The organism is Streptomyces viridosporus, assembly GCF_002078235.1.
Classification (GTDB): domain Bacteria; phylum Actinomycetota; class Actinomycetes; order Streptomycetales; family Streptomycetaceae; genus Streptomyces; species Streptomyces viridosporus.
The window spans coordinates 232-16,417 of sequence record NZ_MSGP01000481.1; the positions used below are offsets into that span (position 1 = coordinate 232).

Annotated in this window: 17 protein-coding genes; 12 read left to right on the forward strand and 5 right to left on the reverse strand. The window is 71.9% G+C overall.

Going from position 1 to position 16,186, the window contains the following annotated elements; genetic code table 11:
- Positions 1-762 (forward strand): acyl-CoA dehydrogenase family protein (locus B7L92_RS29730; protein ID WP_255311198.1); only part of this gene is annotated, 762 nt, incomplete at its 5' end.
- Between the two features lie 97 nt (positions 763-859).
- On the opposite strand, the gene B7L92_RS29735 is transcribed toward B7L92_RS29730, so the two are convergent.
- Entirely contained in the window at positions 860-2,398 is a 1,539-nt protein-coding gene (locus B7L92_RS29735) for an APC family permease (RefSeq protein WP_081240454.1), read from the reverse strand.
- Positions 2,399-2,714: 316 nt separating this feature from the next.
- Here B7L92_RS29735 and B7L92_RS29740 point away from each other — a divergent pair, with 316 nt between their 5' ends.
- The 10 genes from B7L92_RS29740 to B7L92_RS29785 all read left to right on the forward strand — a co-directional run bounded on the left by B7L92_RS29740 (position 2,715) and on the right by B7L92_RS29785 (position 12,421).
- Positions 2,715-3,461: a FadR/GntR family transcriptional regulator gene (locus B7L92_RS29740; RefSeq protein WP_016825293.1), complete on the forward strand. Its 747-nt coding sequence runs from the start codon at positions 2,715-2,717 to the stop codon at positions 3,459-3,461.
- A 55-nt stretch (positions 3,462-3,516) separates the two neighbouring features.
- Entirely contained in the window at positions 3,517-4,236 is a 720-nt protein-coding gene (locus B7L92_RS29745) for a PDC sensor domain-containing protein (protein ID WP_255311199.1), read from the forward strand.
- A 269-nt stretch (positions 4,237-4,505) separates the two neighbouring features.
- Positions 4,506-5,708: a cytochrome P450 gene (locus tag B7L92_RS29750; RefSeq protein WP_081240456.1), complete on the forward strand. Its 1,203-nt coding sequence runs from the start codon at positions 4,506-4,508 to the stop codon at positions 5,706-5,708.
- A gap of 54 nt (positions 5,709-5,762) precedes the next feature.
- Positions 5,763-5,951, forward strand: a complete 189-nt coding sequence (locus B7L92_RS29755) for a ferredoxin (protein ID WP_081240457.1) — start codon at positions 5,763-5,765, stop codon at positions 5,949-5,951.
- A 12-nt stretch (positions 5,952-5,963) separates the two neighbouring features.
- Positions 5,964-7,181: an NAD(P)/FAD-dependent oxidoreductase gene (locus B7L92_RS29760; protein WP_081240458.1), complete on the forward strand. Its 1,218-nt coding sequence runs from the start codon at positions 5,964-5,966 to the stop codon at positions 7,179-7,181.
- Positions 7,182-7,253: 72 nt separating this feature from the next.
- A complete protein-coding gene (locus B7L92_RS29765; protein WP_081240459.1) occupies positions 7,254-8,657 on the forward strand; it encodes a glutamine synthetase family protein in 1,404 nt (467 codons plus the stop codon).
- A complete protein-coding gene (locus B7L92_RS29770) occupies positions 8,654-9,376 on the forward strand; it encodes a substrate-binding periplasmic protein (protein WP_081240460.1) in 723 nt (240 codons plus the stop codon). Before B7L92_RS29765 ends, B7L92_RS29770 begins: the two co-directional genes overlap by 4 nt.
- Before the next feature lie 2 nt (positions 9,377-9,378).
- Positions 9,379-10,122 (forward strand): gamma-glutamyl-gamma-aminobutyrate hydrolase family protein, encoded by a 744-nt coding sequence (locus tag B7L92_RS29775; RefSeq protein ID WP_081240461.1) that lies wholly within the window; start codon positions 9,379-9,381, stop codon positions 10,120-10,122.
- Positions 10,119-11,633, forward strand: coding sequence for an aldehyde dehydrogenase (locus B7L92_RS29780; protein ID WP_081240462.1), 1,515 nt, complete (start codon positions 10,119-10,121; stop codon positions 11,631-11,633). The genes B7L92_RS29775 and B7L92_RS29780 overlap by 4 nt, the downstream gene beginning before the upstream one ends.
- Positions 11,630-12,421, forward strand: coding sequence for a gamma-glutamyl-gamma-aminobutyrate hydrolase family protein (locus B7L92_RS29785; protein WP_255311200.1), 792 nt, complete (start codon positions 11,630-11,632; stop codon positions 12,419-12,421). The genes B7L92_RS29780 and B7L92_RS29785 overlap by 4 nt, the downstream gene beginning before the upstream one ends.
- 349 nt (positions 12,422-12,770) lie before the next feature.
- Here the strand turns inward: B7L92_RS29785 and B7L92_RS29790 are convergent, their stop codons facing one another.
- From B7L92_RS29790 to B7L92_RS29800, 3 genes are read right to left on the reverse strand one after another with little or no spacing between them, the layout of a single operon-like run.
- Positions 12,771-13,430 (reverse strand): DUF5063 domain-containing protein, encoded by a 660-nt coding sequence (locus B7L92_RS29790; protein ID WP_081240464.1) that lies wholly within the window; start codon positions 13,428-13,430, stop codon positions 12,771-12,773.
- On the reverse strand, positions 13,423-14,022 hold the full coding sequence (gene recR / locus B7L92_RS29795) for a recombination mediator RecR (protein ID WP_004985389.1): 600 nt from the start codon (positions 14,020-14,022) through the stop codon (positions 13,423-13,425). The genes B7L92_RS29790 and recR overlap by 8 nt, the downstream gene beginning before the upstream one ends.
- Positions 14,023-14,081: 59 nt before the next feature.
- A complete protein-coding gene (locus tag B7L92_RS29800; protein ID WP_081240465.1) occupies positions 14,082-14,423 on the reverse strand; it encodes a YbaB/EbfC family nucleoid-associated protein in 342 nt (113 codons plus the stop codon).
- Positions 14,424-14,752: 329 nt separating this feature from the next.
- On the opposite strand from B7L92_RS29800, the gene B7L92_RS29805 reads away from it, so the two are divergent.
- Entirely contained in the window at positions 14,753-15,499 is a 747-nt protein-coding gene (locus B7L92_RS29805) for an SLATT domain-containing protein (RefSeq protein ID WP_081240466.1), read from the forward strand.
- A gap of 234 nt (positions 15,500-15,733) precedes the next feature.
- Here the strand turns inward: B7L92_RS29805 and B7L92_RS29810 are convergent.
- Positions 15,734-16,186 (reverse strand): serine-threonine protein kinase (locus B7L92_RS29810; protein ID WP_081240467.1); only part of this gene is annotated, 453 nt, incomplete at its 5' end.

Genomic DNA, 16,186 nt, shown 5'->3' on the forward strand with positions numbered 1-16,186 from the left:
ACCGAGCCCGACCACGGCTCCGACCCCGCCGGCATGCGCACCCGGGCCCGCCGCGACGGGAGCGACTGGGTCCTGGACGGCACCAAGATGTGGATCACCAACGGCTCGGTCGCCGACGTCGCCGTCGTGTGGGCGCAGACCGACGAGGGCGTGCGGGGATTCGTCGTCCCCACCGGCACCCCCGGTTTCTCCGCCCGCACCATCCAGCACAAGATGTCGCTGCGCGCCTCGGTGACCAGCGAACTCGTCCTGGACGGGGTGCGTCTGCCCGCGGAGGCCGTCTTCCCCGAGGTGCGCGGGCTGCGCGGTCCGCTGTCCTGCCTCAACGAGGCGCGCTACGGCATCCTGTGGGGCGCCATGGGCGCGGCCCGCAGCGCCTTCCGGTCGGCCCTGGAGTACGCCGGGCAGCGCACGCAGTTCGGCCGGCCGATCGGCGGCTTCCAGCTCACCCAGGCCAAACTCGCCGACATGGCCGTCGAACTCACCAACGGCACCCTGCTGGCCCTGCACCTGGGCCGCCGCAAGGACGCCGTCGGGCTGCGCCCCGAGCAGGTGAGCCTGGGCAAGCTCAACAACGTCAACAAGGCCCTGGAGATCTGCCGCACCGCGCGCACGATCCTCGGCGCCAACGGCATCTCGCTGGAATACCCCGTGATCCGGCACATGAACAACCTGGAGTCGGTCCTGACCTACGAGGGGACCCCCGAGATGCACACCCTGGTCATCGGTCAGGCCCTGACGGGGCAGGCCGCCTTCCGCTGAACCGGGCGCACCGCACCGACGGGCGGGCCCGGCGCGGGAATCGCGCCGGGCCCGCCGGTGTGCGGTCGCGGGGACGGGGGTGCGGCCGCGGGCCGGGTCAGACGGGGGACGGTTCCGACGCGTCGGACTCGCCGGCCCGGTCGGTCCCGGCGGCCCCCTCCTTCTTCTTGGGGATGGCGTCGTCGTACGGGGCCTCACTGCGGCCGTGGGTCGGGTGCACCGCCATGTAGACCAGGCCGGCGCCGACGACGAGCGCGCCGGACAGCAGCACGATGTAGTTGTCGTACCAGGGGGCTTCGGGGGTGCGCGGCCAGGCGAGGGTGACCATGGCGGTGATGCCGTAGACCAGCGCCGCGATGTTGACGGGCAGGCCCCACTTGCCGAGCCGGTAGGCCCCGGAGGGCTTCCAGCCCTTCAGCCGGGCGCGCAGCGCGGCGAACACCACCATCTGGAAGCCCAGGTAGATGCCGAGGGAGGCGAAGCTGACGATCTTCGTCAGGGCGTCCTCGGAGAACTTGGAGGCCAGCACGATGACGGCCGGGACGGCGAAGGCCAGCATCAGGGCGTACGGCGGGATGTGCCGGGTCGGGGAGAACTTCCGCAGCAGCCTGCTGCCCGCGATCATGTCGTCGCGGCCGTAGCTGTAGGCCAGCCGGCTGGCCGCGGCCTGCAGGCTGATCGCGCAGGAGAGGAAGGACAGCAGCACGATCCCCAGGATCACCTTGGACCCCGCGGTGCCGAAGGCCGTCTGGAGCACTCCGGAGACCGGGTCGGCGTCCTCGCCGGATACGACCGCGGAGATGTCGGAGACCGACAGCACCAGGGACACGGCGACGAAGGTGGCCGCCGCGCCGCCGACGTAGATGGTGCGGCGCATCGCCTTGGGGATCACCCGGCCCGGGTCGCGCACCTCCTCGGCCACGTCGCCGCAGGCCTCGAAGCCGTAGTAGTTGTAGATGCCGATCAGGGAGGCGGCGGCGAACGCCCAGAGGTAGTTGCTGCCGTCCCCGGCGCCGAAGCTGTCGAACAGCACGCCGAGGTTGTGGTGCCGCTCGGTGGCCAGCAGCCACACGCCCACCGCGAGGGCGCCCAGGAGTTCGGCGGCGAAGCCGAAGATGGCGGCCGTGGCCAGGACCCGGGTGCCCAGGTAGTTGATGACCGTGGCCAGGACGAGGACCGCCAGCGAGCAGACGATGACGGTGTCGACCGTGGAGGTCAGCCCGAGCAGCGAGGAGAAGTACAGGCCCGCGCCGGAGACCACGCTGGCGATGGTCACGAACAGGGCGATCATGTAGACCCAGCCGGTCAGCCAGGCGTACCGGCGGCCCCACAGGCGCCGCGCCCAGGGGTAGACGCCGCCCGCGACGGGGTACTGGGCCACCACCTCGCTGAACACCAGGGCGACCAGCAGTTGGCCGACGCCCGCGATGACCAGCGTCCAGATCATCGGCGGGCCGCCCACGGCCAGCCCCACGGCGAACATCGTGTAGACGGCGGTCACGGGAGACAGGTAGGTGAAGCCGAGCGAGAAGTTCGCCCAGGGACTCATGTCCCTCTTGAATTCGGAGGTGTAGCCCAGCGAGGCGAGGTGCGCTTCGTCGCTGTCGTGCTGTCCCGTTGTCTCGATGGGACTCATACGGACTCCCGTTGCTCGAACGAACCGGAAGGAAGGAGGACGTGAGGAGGACATGCGGGTGTACAGGGAGCGATGTGGTGCGCTGCAGCGTCAAAGCACGGCACGGCGTGCGTTTTCCGCCCCTTGGTCTGGATGGCCGGGGTAGGGGTGCCCCTAAGATGCTTCCTGGTATGGCGCGGAAAACTACAAGCTCATTTTTTATTGCACAAGACTCTGTGCCGTTACGCGTGGACGACGGCACCCACGGTGACGGGCGGGTGACGTTCGGGTGACGGGCCGTGACGGCAGCACAGGCGACGAAGGACGAGGAGCAGGGATGACCGCGGGCGACGCACCGACGATGCGCGCCTCGCTGATCTCCCCCCTGAACGGGGGAGGCCGCGCGGAGGGGGTCGTGGAGCGCGTCAGCAGGGCGATCCTGCTGGGGCTCGTGGTCGACGGCGAGCAGTTGCCCACCGAGGTGGAGTTCGCCGGCCAACTGGGCGTCTCCCCCATGACGTTGCGGGAGGCGCTGGCGATCCTGCGGCAGCAGGGCCTGGTCGAGACCCGCCGCGGCCGCAACGGCGGCACCTTCGTGCGGCGCCCGGTGAACCCGCCGCGCGGCCCCCTGGAGGACCGGCTGCGCTCCACCACCGCCTCCAAGCTCCGCGACCTGGCCGACGAGCAGTTCGCCGTCTCCGGCGCCTCCGCCTTCCTCGCCGCGCAGCGCGCCTCGGCGGCGAGCGTGCGCAAGCTGCTCCACCTCGTCGAGCCCCTGGCGGCGGCCGAGGAGTACGGCGACCGGATACGGGCCGACAGCCGGTTCCACATCGAGGTGGCGATGGCCTCGCAGTCCGAGCGGCTCACCCGGCTGGAGGTGAACCTCCAGGCCGAGTTGACGTCCCTGCTCTGGCTGCCGCTCGAGCCCCGGGCCGTGCTGGAGGAGGCGGTCGCCGACCACCACGCCATCGCCACGGCCATCGCCGAGGAGGACGGCGAACGGGCCCGGGCGCTGTCCGAGCGCCACGTCCAGCGCAACCTGCGCCGACTGATCGAGCTGCACCTGATGGTGGCGGAACGATGAAGGGGGGAGGCACCCGATGTGTCCCGGTAAAACCGCGCAGGAAGGCGGGTCGACCGTGGTGGCGAAGAGAGAACTGGACACGCTCCTGGAGCGGGTCAGCGGTCTGCTGAGGGAGGTCTTCGACCACCTGGAGACCGTCGCGGGCGAGGTCGTCGCCCGCCGCCGCGCCGTGCTGGCCGAGGGCGGCTCCTTCGGAGTGCGGGAGATGGCCGCCCTCAAGCCGGTCCTCGTCGAGCGGATCGACGAGCAGCCCGCGGCGGACGGCTTCGGCTTCTTCGCCGCGGCCGGGTTGCTGCCGGAGCGCGACCGGCACTTCGAGTGGTGGCAGCGCGGCGGCACGGGCTTCGTCCGGCTCAGGCTCAACCTGGACCCGAGCAGCGTGGACGTCTACGACTACTTCGAGATGGACTGGTTCGCCGCCGGACGCGACCACTCCCGCCGTTCGGTCTTCGGCCCGTACGTGGACTACTTCGGCGCCGACCGCTACGTCTTCACCCTCACCGCCCCCGTCTTCGACGAGGTCTTCCTGGGCGTGGTCGGGGCCGATCTGAGGGTGAACGAGTTCGAGCCCCGCCTGCTCAGGGCGCTGCGCGGGGGCGCCCACGACGCGGTGCTCGTCGGCCCGGAGCGGCGGGTGATCGCCGCGAACACCTCGCGCTGGCTGATCGGCTCCCGGCTGCCGAGGACGCCCCGGTCCGGGGAGGACGGCTTCGTCATGGTGGGCGAGGTCGGCCTGGACAGCGACTGGGTGGTGGCCCTGGCTCCCCGCGAGTAGCCGGAGCCCTACGGAACACCTCCGGGACGAGCGCACCCACGGGGCCGCCGCGGCCGAACCGGCCGCGGCGGCCCCGTTTCGCATGCCCGTCCCGTTGTCCGCACGCCCGTCCCGTTCCCGAAAAGGGCGGTTCCAGGGCCTTTTCCCGGCGGCCGCGACGGCTTCGGTGAACGAGCCGGAACTTTCTTCGGACAGACCCTTGACTAACAAACCCTAGGTTTAGAGTATTTGGCCACTCGCTCAGCCCGCCCCGAGAGTTGGAGAGTCCTATGACGGGCACCGCCCTCGATGCCGCTCCGTACTTCGACGTCGCCGACCCGAGCTTCTCGATCACCTCTGCCGCCGTCCACGAGGCACGTGAGCGCAGCTGGTACGCCCGGACCAACTACGGCCTGGCCGTGCTCCGTTACGAGGAACTCAACCGACTGCTCAAGCACCCCAAGCTCCGCCAGGGAAGCGTGGCCTGGCCCTCCCACAACGGGGTGACCGAGGGCCCGTTCGCCGACTGGTGGGACAGCTGGATCCTCAACAAGGAGGGCGAGGAGCACCACCGGCTGCGCCGGCTGATGAACCCGGCCTTCTCCCCCAAGCTGATCAAGGACCTGGTGCCGCGCTTCCAGGCGCTGGCCACCGAACTGATCGACAATTTCGCCGAGCCCGGCCGGTGCGAGTTCATCTCGGAGTTCGCCGAGCCCTACGCGGCCCGCGTGATCGCCATCATGCTCGGCATCCCCGAGGACGAGTGGAAGGCCGTCTCCACCGACGCCGCCACCATCGGCCTGGCCATGGGGGTGACCCTCCGTCAGGACCTGCCGAAGATCGAGGAAGCGCTGGACCGGCTCTACCGGTACTCCGACGACCTGATCGCCGACCGTCGCCGCAACCCCCGCGAGGACTTCGTCACCCGGCTCGTGGAGGCCAGCCGCGACACCGACAAGCTCAGCGACGCCGAGCTGCGGGACGGCCTGGTGCTGCTGATCTTCGGCGGCTTCGACACCACCCGCAACCAGCTCGGCCTGGCCCTGCAGACCTTCGTCGACCACCCCGACCAGTGGCGCCTGCTCGCCGAGCGGCCCGAACTGGGCGGCAAAGCGGTCGAGGAGGTCATGCGCGTCAACCCGACCACCCGCTGGGTGACCCGCGAGGCCGTGGAGGACTTCACCTTCCAGGACCTGGAGATCGAGGCCGGCACCACGATCCACCTGTGGACCGAGGCGGCCGGCACCGACCCCCGCGTCTTCGGCGGGAACCCCTTCGACATCACCGCCGAGCGCAAGCCCCACTTCGGCTTCGGCGGCGGCGCCCACCACTGCCTGGGCCACTTCGTCGCCCGCAGCGACATGAGCGAGGCCCTGCCCCTGCTGGCCAAGCGCCTGCGCGACCCGAAGATCGCCGAGGGCGCCGAGTGGCTGCCCGACTCGGGCAACACCGGCCCGGTCCGGCTGCCCCTCACCTTCACCCCGGCCTCCTGACCGGTTCACGAACGGCTCTCCCCCAACGGCTCGCAGAGTGAGAGGAACACCCCCATGAAGGTCACCGTCGACATGTCCCTGTGCCAGGACCACGGCCAGTGCGCCATCGCCTCGCCCGCCGTCTTCCGGATGGACGACGAGGGCCGGCTCGTCTACGAGGGCGAGCCCGACGAGTCGCTGCGCGACGAGGTCGAGGAGGCCGCCGACGTCTGTCCCGTCCAGGCCATCTTCATCGACGGCTGACGGAGACCGGCCATGACCGCACACATCGCCGTCGTCGGAGCGTCGCTCGCGGGTCTGCGAGCGGCCGAACAGCTCCGTGCCGCCGGGCACACCGGGCCCATCACGGTCCTCGGCGACGAACCGCACCTCCCCTACAACCGGCCCCCGCTCTCCAAGGAGGTGCTGTCCGCGCCGGGCGACCCCTCGCCGGCCGACCTGCACGCCAAGGTGGCCTTCCGCCGCCGGGCGTCGGTCGTCGACGTGGACTTCCTGCTCGGACTGCCGGTGGTGGAGGCCGACCCGGCCCGGGGCCGGCTCTCCCTGGAGGACGGTTCCGTCGTCACCTTCGACGGGCTCGTCGCCGCCACCGGACTGCGCCCCCGCCGTCTGGACCTCCCCGGCCCGTCGGCCGGACGCCATGTGCTGCGCACCCTCGACGACTGCGTGGGACTGCGCGGCACACTGCGGCCGGAAGCCGACGTCGTGGTCATCGGCGCCGGGTTCATCGGCTGCGAGGTCGCCGCGACCGCCCTGAGGCTGGGCTGCCGGGTCACCGTGGTGGACCCCGTCGGGGCACCCATGCAGCGCGTCCTCGGTCCGTCGCCTGCCGCCGCCGTCCAGCGGCACCACGAGGCCGCGGGCATCCGGTTCGTCATCGGCCGGTCCATCACCGGCTTCCTCGGCACCACCGCCGTCACCGGGGTCGAACTCGACGACGGGAGCACCCTCGGGGCCGACGTCGTCGTCGAGGCCGTCGGTTCGATCCCCAACACCGAGTGGCTCGCGGGGATCGAGGGACCGGACCTGAGCGACGGGATCCTGTGCGACAACCTGCTCAGGGTCCACGGCGCGGAACGGTTCGTCGCCGTCGGGGACATCGCCCGCTTCCCCAACCCCCTGTTCGACGAGGTGCCCCGCCGCGTCGAGCACTGGTCCATCCCCACCGACACCGCCAAGCGCGCGGCCGCGACCCTCACCGCCGACCTGGCGGGCGTCGCCCCCGACCCCTCCCCGTTCGCTCCGATCCCCTCCTTCTGGAGCGACCAACTCGACCTGAGGTTCCAGAGCTTCGGCTCCCCCGCCCTCGCCGACGAGGTGCGGGTGGAGGAGGGCGACCTCGAACAACCCGCGAACGGCGTGCTCGTCACCTACCACCGGCGAGCGGCGCACGTGGGCACCGTCGCGATCAACCTGCCGCCCGCCCGTCAGCGCGAGCTGCGTCAGGCCTTCAGCGCCCTCGCGGCCGCCTGACCGCACCGCCTTCCCGTTCTCACCCCCTGCTCCCACCGCGAAGTACCGCCGCGAAACCCCATTGAGGTGAACATGATCACCACGCCCGACGCCACCACGGCGCTGGACCAGCACCGCGAGCGCAACACCGACGAAGAGGCGATCAACCTGGTGCGCAAGCGCATCGCCGACGCCGGTGTGGAGTACGTCTACTACCAGACCGTGACCATCAACGGCCGTGTCATCGGCAAGGTGGTGCCCGCCGAACACCTGATCCGCAACGTGGAGAAGGGTGTCAACATGCACCGCACGGTGATGGCGGACTTCCAGGTCGACCGTGCGGGCAACCTGCTCGGCGGAGGCAGCGAGGCCGCCGAGTTCACCGCGCTCCCCGACCTCGACACCTTCAGCGTGCTGCCCTGGGACTCGAGCGTCGGCCGCTTCTTCTGCCGCCTCTACGAGCCCGAGCACCGGCCCGAGGTCGGCGGCCGGCCGCTCGCCACCGACGTGCGCGGCAACCTCATCCGGCTGCACGAGGCGTTCACCGCCCGCACCGGCCTGACCCTGCGCACCGGTTGCGAACCCGAGATGACCTGGACCGGCCCCGGGCTGGAGGTGCACCACCGGCCCGACGACAGCCCGGCCTACCGCATCGACCTGCTGGAGCGGAGCCGGCCGATCTACCAGAAGGTCATCGCCTACGCCAAGGCCCTCGGCCTGAACATGATCGAGGGCGACTACGAGGACCCGGGCCAGATCGAGCTCAACTGGATGTTCGACCACGCCGACCTGACCGCCGACCGGCTCATCACCTACCGGCAGCTGTGCCGCCAGGTCGCCCGTGAACTCGGCATCAAGGCCAGCTTCATGCCCAAGCCGGCCACCGGCATGATGGGCAACGGCTGCCACCACAACCTCAGCCTGTGGCGCGGCGAGGAGAACGTCCTGGAGGAGCCCGGCCGCCGCGAGCTGCACCTCACGGAGACCGGGCAGCACGCCCTGGGCGGCATCCTCACCCACGCCGCCGCCTCCATGGCCGTCATGGGATCGACCGTCAACTCCTACAAGCGGTACTGGGACTCCGGCCAGTTCGCCCCGTCGCAGATCAACTGGGGCAAGGACAACAAGACCTGCACCGTGCGCCTGTCGGCCAACGGGCGGCTGGAGTTCAAGCTCCCCGACGCCATGGTCAACCCCTACCTCTCGCACGCCGTCCTGATCGCCGCGATCTCGGAGGGCCTGGACAACAAGATCGACCCCGGACCGTCCCAGCAGGGCTCCAGCTACGGCGACACCTCCGACGCCCCCCGGTTCACGCCGCTGCCGCTGAACCTGGGCGAGGCGCTGCGGGTCTTCGACGCCGACCCGGTCGTCAAGGCCGCCATCGGCGAGGAGACCGCGGAGCTGTACCACGCCTACAAGTGGGACGAGTGGGCCCGGTTCTGCGGCGTCGTCACCGACTGGGAGCACATGATGTACGCGGAGGACACCCCGTGACCGAGCCCCTCCGCCTGGCCTGCATAGACTCCGACGCCGCGCCGCTGTTCCTGCGCGACGACCCCGTCGAGGGACGGCGCGGTTACGAGCCGGCCGTCGCCGAGCTGATCGCCGACGAGCTCGGCCGCCCGCTGGAGTGGGTGTTCCTGCCCTGGGCCGAGATGCTCCCCACCGTGCGGCGCGGCGAGGCCGACGGCGTGCTGTGCGGCCAGGGCGTCACCGAATCCCGCCTGCGGGAGGTGGACTTCACCCGCCCGTACGCGGTCTTCCACGAGTCCGTGCTCGTCCGCCGCGGCGACCCCGTGCGCTCCGCGGCGGACCTGCGCGGCCGGAAGGTCGCCGCCATCGCCGGCAGCACCAACATGGCCCTGGCCGAGACCTTCGACGGCGCGGTCACCGTGCCGTTCGGAGGCGACTCCGACGACGTGTTCGGGGACATGCTGGAGGCGCTCAGGGCCGGTGAGGTGGACGCGGTCGTCGACGACGACGTCGTGTTCGTGCCGCTGGGCGACCACCCGGACTTCGAGCTGGCCTTCACCGTCCGCACCGGCAACCGCTGGGCCGTCGGCGTCGCCAAGGACCGCCCGGAGGACCTGGCGGCCCTGGACGGCGCCCTCGGCCGAATCATCGCCGACGGCCGGCTGGCCAAGGCCTGGGCCGAGTGGCTGCCGGCGCTGGAGTACCCCTTCGGCGGCGGGTCCGGCGGGGCGGAGGCGTGAGCATGCGGCCCCTCATCGCCGTGGTCGGCCGCCGGGCCGCGTCCGTCTCCGGCCTGCGGTTCGCCGCCACCGTCGCCGCCGAGGCCCTGGGCGACGCGGTGTTCGCGGCCGGCGGCGAACCGCTGGTCCTGCACGGCGGCCCCCGCGCCGAACTGTCCGGACTGCCTCAGCGGCTGGCCCGGTTCGACGGTGTGCTGATGCCCGGTGGGTCGGATCTCGATCCGGCCCACTACGGGCAGCAGCCGCACCCGCGGACCCAGCCCGACCACCCCGAACAGGACGAACTCGACCTCGCGGTGGCCCGGGCCGTCATCGACCTGGACCTGCCCACCCTGGCCGTCTGCCGCGGCCTGCAGGTGCTCAACACCGTCTGCGGGGGAACCCTGGACCAGCACCTGGCCGAGGGCTCCGTGGACCACCTCGACGCCCGCCACGCCGTCACCCCGGCACCCGGCTCGCGCCTGGCGTCGGTGGTGGGGACCGGGTCCTTCGAGGTCTCCTCCTACCACCACCAGGCCGTCGACCGGCTCGGCCGCTCCCTGACCGTGGTGGCGCGGGCGGCCGACGGCTGTGTCGAGGCGGTGGAGCACACGGACGCGGACGTGCTCGCCGTCCAGTGGCACCCGGAGGACCTGTTCGACACCTCCCGGCAGGACGGCGCCCTCTTCCGCGACCTCGTCGAACGCGCCGCGACCCGGCGTGCCGCGACCCGGCGTGCCGCAACCCGAAAGGAACGCGCAGCATGACAGCGACCCCGGAGGAACAGGCCCTCGCCACCCGCGCCGAGCTGGAGAAGCGCTTCGCCGGACTGTCCCTCCCCAGCCGGTTGTACATCGACGGCACGCCGGTCGACGCCGCCGACGGCGCCACGTTCGACCGGATCTCCCCTCGTGACGGCCGGAGGATCACCTCGGTCGCCGAGGGCGGCGCCGTGGACGTGGACCGGGCCGTGGCCAGTGCCCGGAAGGCGTTCGAGAGCGGTGTCTGGTCGCACCTGGCGCCCCGGAAGCGGCGCGAGGTGCTCCAGAGGCTGGCCCGGCTGGTCGAGGAGCACGCCGAGGAGCTGGCTCTCCTGGAGAGCGTCGACATGGGCAAGCCCTACCGGGACGCCCTCGCCGTCGACATCCGGGTGACCCTCCAGGCCCTGTACTTCTACGCCGAGGCCGTCGACAAGTTCTACGACGAGGTGGTCCCCACCGACCGGGACACCCTGGCCACCGTCACCCGCGAACCCCTCGGGGTCGTCGGCGCGGTGGTCCCGTGGAACTTCCCGCTGATGATGGCCATGTGGAAGATCGCGCCGGCGCTGGCCACGGGCAACTCCCTGGTCCTCAAGCCGGCCGAGCAGTCCCCGCTGACGGCCCTGCGGTTCGCCGAACTGGCCACCGAGGCGGGCGTTCCCGACGGCGTCCTCAACGTGGTGCCGGGCTTCGGACCCACCGCCGGCGCCGCCCTGGGGCGCCACGGGGACGTCGACGCGATCACCTTCACCGGCTCCGGTCCGGTGGGCCGGCTGTTCCTGACGTACGCGGCCGAGTCCAACCTCAAGGAGGTCTCGCTCGAACTCGGCGGCAAGTCCCCGCACGTCGTCATGGAGGACGCCCCGGACCTGAGGACGGTCGCCCGGTACGTCGCGAGCGGCATCTTCTTCAACCAGGGCGAGGCCTGCTCCGCCGGGTCGCGGCTGCTGGTCCACCGGGCAATCAAGGACGAGCTGCTGGAACTCGTCCTCGAGGAGAGCCGCAGGACCGTCGTCGGCGACCCGCTCGACCCGCGCACCGACATCGGCGCGCTGGTGGAGGAGCGGCACCTGGAGCGGGTCCTGGGGTACGTGAACGGCGCCGTGGAGGAGGGCGCGCGACTGGTCCTGGGCGGCAACCGCGTCCTGGAGGAGACCGGCGGGTACTACGTGGAGCCCACCGTCTTCGAGGCCGGACCGCGGATGCGGGTCGCCCGCGAGGAGGTCTTCGGCCCGGTGCTCTCCGTGATGACCTTCGACGACGCCGACGAGGCGGTGCGCCTGGCCAACGACACCGACTACGGCCTGGCCGCCGCGGTGTGGTCGAAGGACCTGTCCACCGCGCACCGCCTGGCACGGGCGATCCGGGCCGGCACCGTGTGGGTCAACAACTACGACGAGAGCGACATCACCGTGCCGTTCAGCGGCTACCGTCAGTCCGGCTTCGGGGGTCCCGACAAGTCCCTGCACGCCCTGGAGAAGTACACCCAGCTGAAGACGACATGGATCAAACTGTGACCGCATCCCGCGCAGAAGGAAACGAGCTCCCCGGCGCCGCTCCCGGGAGCGGCGGCCCACGGATCGCCGTCCTGGGCTCGCTGGACTACCCGGACCTGACCGACGAGGACACCGCCATGATCCGGCGCCTCGCCCGGACCGCCCTGGCCACCTTCCGCGACCTGGGCGCCCACTGCGAGTTCGTCGAGACCTCCACCCCCCTGAAGGACCTCGGCGACCCGGAGCGGGTCACCGAGTACGACGGGCTGTTCCTGCTGGGCGGCGGCGACGTCCATCCGGAGCTGTACGGCCGCGGCGAGGCGGTGCCCCGCACCTTCGGCGTGGACCGCCGGGCCGACGAGTTCGCCCTCACCGCGATCAGGGCCGCGGTGGACGCCGGCCGGCCGGTGCTGGGCGTCTGCCGCGGTTCCCAGCTGATCAACGTCGCCTTCGGCGGCACGCTCGTACCGGACATCGAGGACCACCGGTTCCACCGCGGCGGGCCGGGCGAACCGCTGTTCGTCGACGAGAAGGTGACCGTCACCGAGGGCACCCGCCTGGCGGGCCTCGTCCGGGACACCCGCCTCACCGTCCGCTCCGGACACCACCAGGCCGTCGACCGGGTGGGCGGGGAACTGGTGGCGGTGGCACGCGCCGACGACGGGGTGGTCGAGGCGACCGAGCACCCCGACAAGTGGGTGGTCGGCATCCAGTGGCACCCGGAGGACCCGGCCGGTTCGGAGACCCACCGGCTCCGCCTCTTCACCGGGTTCGTCAACGCCTGTGCACGGGACCCACAACCGCGCTGAACGCCCGTCGGCCCCGAGCCCCGAACGCACCCGGCGCTCGGGGCCGACGCCCGGTCGGCGGGCACAGGCGCCCACGGACGCTCGACGGCGAGGTGCGCCGCCTCAACTCACTCTCGGAATCGGTCGATCGGGCGTTCCAACCAGAACGGAAACCCAGGGGAAGAGCTCGGACCCCGGGGCCCGGGCTCCGGGCCGAACTCGGGGGCGAAGACGAACAGAACTCGCACCTCGGTGCTGCCTGAACTGTCCGGCCGCAGCTTCTTGAGGTGTGGATACGACAGCCTGCCGACCGGTCGACGCGTGGGCGCTCCAGCGCGGTTACGCCGCCCGGGAGCATGTCGATCGGCAATCACCCCGCCGGCCGCACGCCCAGCGGAGTGCCGAGTTCCCGTGCCATGACCTTGCCCGCCTCGAACTCCAGGGTGTCGTCGCCCATGCCGTGGTCGGTGTCGAGGCCGTCCAGCTCGGCCAGGGGCTGGTCCAGCCGGACGTGTGCGACGACGGACTGGAGGGCGCGCAGGGTCGCCGAGGCCGTCGAGCCCCAGTTGGAGAAGTAGGAGAACTGCCACCACCACAGGGCTTCCGTGGTGCGGCCCGCGCGGTAGTGGGCCATGCCGTGGCGCAGGTCGGTGATGACGTCGGCGAGGTCGTCGGAGATGCGGGCCGGGACGGGGGCCGTGCGGGGCTCGTAGGGGTCGAAGACCTCGGAGTAGACGTCGATCGGCTCCAGCATGCGGGCGAGGTTCTCGCGGAGGCCGTCCGCGTCGGGCTCCGGGCCCATGTCGGGCTCGTAGCGCTCGTCGGGGACGATGTCCTCGTGGGCGCCCAGCCGGCCGCCGGCCAGCAGCAGCTGGGAGACCTCCAGGAGGAGGAAGGGGATCGCCGAGTCCGGCTCGTCGCCCTTCGCGACCTCGGTCACGGCGACCAGGAAGCTCTCGATCTGGTCCGCGATCTGGACCGCGAAGTCGTCCGGGTTCTGGTGGGTCGCGTGCAACGTGGCATCAGACATCTAGGAGTCGTCTCCCCTCGAAGGCGCGGCCGAGGGTCACCTCGTCCGCGTATTCCAGATCGCCGCCCACCGGGAGGCCGCTGGCCAGGCGGGTGACCTTCAGACCCATGGGCTTGATCATGCGGGCGAGGTACGTCGCCGTGGCCTCGCCTTCGAGATTGGGGTCCGTGGCCAGGATCAGTTCGGTGACCGAGCCGTCGGCCAGCCGGGCCAGGAGTTCCCTGATGCGCAGGTCGTCGGGGCCGACACCGTCGATGGGGCTGATGGCGCCGCCCAGCACGTGGTAGCGGCCCCGGAACTCCCGGGTACGCTCGATGGCCACGACGTCCTTGGGCTCCTCCACGACACAGATCACCGCGGGGTCGCGGCGGGCGTCGCGGCAGATGGAGCACTGCTCCTCCTGGGCGACGTTGCCGCAGGTCGCGCAGAAGCGGACCTTCGCCTTCACTTCCATGAGGGCGTGCGCGAGACGCCGTACGTCGGTCGGTTCCGCCTGGAGGATGTGGAAGGCGATCCGCTGCGCGCTCTTGGGCCCGACGCCGGGCAGCCGCCCCAGCTCGTCGATGAGGTCCTGGACCACGCCTTCGTACAACGGACTGCCGTCCTTCCTGAGGTTCTTTCTGTACGTACGGTAGAGGCCGGCGGCCGGTCTTAGAAGGGCAGACCGGGGATGCCGCCGCCGCCCAGCCCCTGGGCCAGCGGGCCGAGCTTCTGCTGCTGGAGGGTCTGGGCGTTCTCGTTGGCCGCCTGGACCGCCGCGACGATCAGGTCCGCGAGGGTCTCGGTGTCCTCCGGGTCCACCGCCTTCGGGTCGATCTTCAGGGCCCGCAGTTCGCCGGAACCGGTGACGGTGGCCTTCACCAGGCCGCCGCCCGCCTGGCCGTCGACCTCCGTGCGGGCCAGTTCCTCCTGGGCCTTGGCCAGGTCCTGCTGCATCTTCTGGGCCTGCTGGAGCAGCTGCTGCATGTTGGGCTGGCCACCACCGGGGATCACGATTCAGCTCCTTGGTCGGCCGGTCCGTCGGCCCGTCGGTCCGCCGGTCCGGGATTTCCCGTTCGGCACGAGCCTACGTGGTCCGGGCGGCCGTCGCTCCAGCACTCTTTCGAGTGAGTCCCGGCCGGGGCCCTATACCTGATCAGGGCCTTCTTCCGAGCGGAAAAAGGCGCGAACCTCCGGCACCGCCACCCGTTGGGCGGTAGGAAGGGTCCGACACGCGAGCACCAGGCGTCACAATCCATTCACCGTGTGCGGTCGACCGGGGGACGGCCGGGGAGTCAGCCGGAGATCAGTCGGAGTCAACAGGGGTCAGTAGGGAGTACCGGGTGGGTCAGCCGGAGATGCAGCCCGAGGGTCGGCCTCAGGACGGGCGGGGTGAGGAGGCGGCCGGGCTGCGGCCCGGCGAGCCGGGCGGGCGGGTGTTCCCGCTCGGGGACTGGGGGGAGCCGGCGGCCCGGCTGGACGAGCTGTACCGGTGGGTGGAGCGCGGGGCCCTGGACACGGCCGCCTGGTACCTCGCGGAGCGGGTGTGGAAGCGGCGGTGCGCGTGGGCGCTGCGGGCCGGGACGGCGGTGGGGGCGGTGACCGGGGCCGCGCTGCCGCTGCTCGATCTGACCGGGGTGGCGGACGGGGCCGCGCCCTGGGGGTACGTGGCGCTGCTGCTCGGGGTGGCCTGTGTGGCCGGGGACCGGTTCTTCGGGATGACGTCCGGCTGGATGCGGGACGTGGCGACGGCCCAGGCCGTGCAGCGGCGCCTCCAGGCCCTCCAGTTCGACTGGGCCTCGGAGTGCGTCCGCGAGGTGCTGGGCCCGGCGGAGGGCACCGCGAGCGAGGCGGCCGAGCGGTGCCTGTCGGTGCTGCGGCGGTTCTCGGAGGACGTGGCGGAGCTGGTGCGGGTCGAGACGGCCGACTGGATGGTGGAGTTCCGTGCCGGGGGCGCGCCGCTGGGCATCCAGGCGGCGGTGGCGGGCGCGGGGCGCCCGGAGGGCTCCCTCCCGCACGGCCGTTTCCCCTCCCCGCCGGGGCCGGCCCGCCCGAACATGCCGAGGCAGCGCCCGCCCGAACCGAGGTAGCGTCCGCCCGGGCGCCGGTGGCGTCCGCCCGGGCCGGGGCGAGGCGTCCTCCGGGTCACGGCTCGGGGTTCGCGCCCGGGCCCTCCGTCGCGCCGTCCCGTCGCTGCCCGCCCGTTCGGCCGGGTGGTCGCCGTACGGCCGTGCGAAGGGGTGCGCGGCGTTCGTCCGCCGGCGTTCACCGGCGTTCGCCGGACGTCCAACCGCCTTCGACCGGAGCGGACTCCGCGCGGTCGGTCAGTCCCGCCGGTAGGTGAGCTGCTCGCCGTTGCCGGTGTTCACGCGCCTCAGGGAGCCGTCGGGCAGCAGGGTGACCTGGGAGGCGGCACCCGGGGTGCAGGCGCTGCGCGGCTGACCGACCGTCACGGACGACGGGCCGATCTCCAGCCGGTCGCCGGAGCCGGTGACGCCGGTGAGCCTGGCCTCGAAGACGCAGTGGTAGGTGCCGTTCCCGGTGGGTCCGTCGGCGACGAGGGACAGGACCGTGTCGCCCACCTCGCCCTGCTGGACGGTCAGCCGGCGGCTGTGCTGCCCGCTCGCGTTGTCGATGGTGGTGGACCAACTGCCCAGGTACGCCGTCGGGATCGTCCCGTCCGCCGACGGTGTGGTGCTCGGCTGCTCCGTCCCGGCCGGCTGCTGCGTGTCGGGGGCGGTGGTGGGGGCGGTGCTGCGGGGCGCGCTGCTGGGCGA